General features: G+C 70.5%; 3 protein-coding genes. All 3 read right to left on the bottom strand.

What is annotated here, in order from left to right:
* A partial coding sequence (locus ABWK99_RS15350; RefSeq protein WP_372595560.1) for a hypothetical protein occupies positions 1–615 on the bottom strand: 615 nt, incomplete at its 3' end.
* A 2-nt stretch (positions 616–617) separates the two neighbouring features.
* Complete coding sequence (locus ABWK99_RS15345) at positions 618–1,235, bottom strand: type II secretion system protein J (protein WP_372595559.1); 618 nt, start codon at positions 1,233–1,235, stop codon at positions 618–620.
* Entirely contained in the window at positions 1,235–2,848 is a 1,614-nt protein-coding gene (locus ABWK99_RS15340) for a hypothetical protein (protein WP_372595558.1), read from the bottom strand. Before ABWK99_RS15340 ends, ABWK99_RS15345 begins: the two co-directional genes overlap by 1 nt.
* Positions 2,849–2,899: the final 51 nt, after the last annotated feature.

Genomic DNA, 2,899 nt, shown 5'->3' with positions numbered 1-2,899 from the left:
CGTCGTGCTCGCCGAGATCGACAGCGCTCCGGCCGTGAGGATCGCGTGCGAGGGCCGGTAGGGCATGAAGATGTACTCGGTCTTCAGCAGGCGGGTGCGCGTGGCGTCCGCGAAGCTCGGGAGCGCGGACAAGGTGTAGACCCTGCCGTACTTGACGTTGGACGACGGCGGCTTGAGCACGACGTACTCCCCGCGCTCGTCGCTCTGGATGCACGTGCCCGCTGCGACGAGGGCCTCGAGCTGCGTGCGGGCCCAGGTGCGTTCGGCCTCCTCCGTCGAGAAGACGCCGTCGACCCCGTCGCCCGCCGTCGGGAAGGAGACCGTCGCCCCCGTGCACCAGCTCGACGCCGGGGACGGCGCCGGAGCGTCGGCATTCGCCGCCGTGTAGGCGCCCTGCACGTCGGCAAGGGTCCTGTCGATCCCGGACTCCGCGATGGCGAGCGAGACCTCGTTCACCGTGCGCTGGCGGCTCTGCGACATCGCGTTCACCGCGATCGCCACCGCCGTCGCCGCGATGACGAAGACGAAGACCGACACCCCGATGACCAGGATGAGCCCGAGCCCGGCGTCCTCGGAGCGCAACCGCGCCGATGAACGCCGCCACAGTGCGTGCATGATCACTCCTTGTTGCGGAGACGGGCGGAGAGAGAGGCCGTGCGGTCGCCGGAGCCACGGCCCACGATCGAGTCGTACTCCAAGGAGATGTCGACCTGGCGTGCCGTGGCGGCGCTGCCGGTGTCGTAGGCGAAGACCGCGTTCACGATGAGCGAGGAGGCCTGCCGGCTGGAGGTGACCGGAGTACCGCCGGCACCGGTGCCCACCACGCGGTACACGTCGTGGTGCACCCCGTCGGGGTTCTGCTCCAGACGCCAGGTGATCACCTCGGTCGCCTGCTGGGCGTAGTCGGAGTTCGCGTCGACCCAGAGCTGGAGGTGCGCCTGGCAGGTCGGGTCGGCGCTGGCGGGATCGGCGGGGTCGGCCAGACCGCCGTCGCACACGGCGGACCGCGCCTCGCGAATGTCCCGCCCCAGGCGGTCGAGGATGATCTTCGCGTCGGCGAGACCGGTCGCCTCGTCATCGGTGTGGGTGAGGATCCGCCCCGCCTGGGACACCGCCCCGACGACGAGCGAGGACACGACCGCGAGCAGGATCATCGTCACGAGGAGCTCGATCAGGGTCATCCCCGCGTCGCGCGGGGCGACCCGGCGGTGGGCCCGGCTCGTCGTCCGCCGCATCACTTCACCCCGATCGTGAAGCTCGCCGGCATCTGGGCGACGTCGTAGCCGAGCGTCGTCTCACCGCCGGCGACGGCGATGCGCACCCCGAGGACCCCGTTCTTGTCGACGACCGCGCCGTCGGCGTCCGGAAGGGTCACGTAGACCTCCTGGAAGCCGGCGCACCCGGCGGCGAGGGCAACGTCCACGCTCTGGATCGCCGACTTGCTCGCACTCGGGCTGTCCGCCTCGTAGAGGACGACCCGTGCCGAGGTGGCGGCCGTCGCCCCGTGGCCCGCGAACCACAGGCGCAGCACGCCGGTCCCGTCCACCCAGCCCTTGCTGGCGAAGGTCTTCTGCCAGTCGGCGACCTGCGCGGGAGTCGAGGAGCCGAGGATCGACGCGACGGTCGGGAGCGTGGCCCCCGAGCTGGTGAGCACGCGCCCGTAGGTGGCCGGGTCGACATCCGTGGAGTACCTGGCGAGCGAGGGTTCGTCCACGGTGACCTGGTCCATCCCCATCTGCGCCTGTGCGACCGAGTCCCCGATCCCGTCGTTGTGCAGGGTGAACTGCGTCGTGGAGTACCCACCGTTGCCGACACCGGTGACCGTGCCGGCCGAGGTCGCGACACAGGTGGTGACCGCAGGCGCCGTCGAGGTCGGGGTCGGTGTCGAGGTCGGCGTGGGCGTGGCGGTGACTGTCCCGGTGGTGATCGTCGTCGTCACCGAGACGCTCGACGAGGCACCGGTCGCGGAGGGCTGGCCGACGGAGGTCGCGGTGACAGTGGTCACCTTCGCCCCGACCGCCTCGGAGGTCGGGACGACCCTGGTCATGAAGAAGGTGAGCACCGAGCTCGGGTCGAGCCGCCCCGTGTCGACGATCCCGTCGAGGTTGGTGTCCGTCATCGCCACGTCGGACGCGTCCAGGCCGCCGCTGGCGTTGGTGTCCGCGAACCACGTCCAGCCAGAGGTCGATCCGCCCAGGCTGAGGTTCCAGCGGTCGGGGGCACCCTGGTTGGTCAGGGTCAGCGTGTAGGTCACCGTGGCGCCGGGGTTCACCGAGATGGCGCTCGGCGTCACACCGAGCTTGAAGACCGGGAGCGGGAGTCCGCTCTGGCTGTAGGCGAGGATGCTCGAGGTCGAGCGCGTGTGCACGGTGCCCTTCGTCGACCAGGTGATGAACACGCTCACGCGCCGGGCGCGGTCGAGGGGCTGGTCGGAGAGCTGGGTGACGTAGGTCGAGACGGTGTAGGACGTCAGGTTGGTCGTGGCGTCCGCCGTGGTGACGGTGTGCGGGAAGACCGAGCCGCTCGTCCCGACCACGACGGGCTCGTTGACCCCGTCCACGGTGAGGCAGGTGGTGGAGGCACAGCTGACCAGGCGCGGGTCGCCGGCCAGGTCGGTGCTGCGCATCGCGACCTCGCTGTAGCCGAGCGTGCGCATCTGCTCGAGCTGGGTCGTCATCATGTCGGTGGCCTGCTGGTTCTGACGACCGAAGAGGGAGGCCTGCACCGCGGCGATGAGAGTCGTCGCCAGAGCGCCGAAGACCACGCCCGCGATGAGGAGGGCGACGACGGTCTCGATGAGGCCGAAGCCGCTGTCGTCACGTGCGACCCGGCCGGTCAAGCGATTCACGGTGACTCCCCTGGGTGAGAACTGATGTGCCACGAGGCGTGGGGGGGGGGG

Source organism: Actinotalea sp., from assembly GCF_041597215.1.
Lineage (GTDB): Bacteria > Actinomycetota > Actinomycetes > Actinomycetales > Cellulomonadaceae > Actinotalea.
This window is presented reverse-complemented; position numbering and strand designations above follow the sequence as displayed.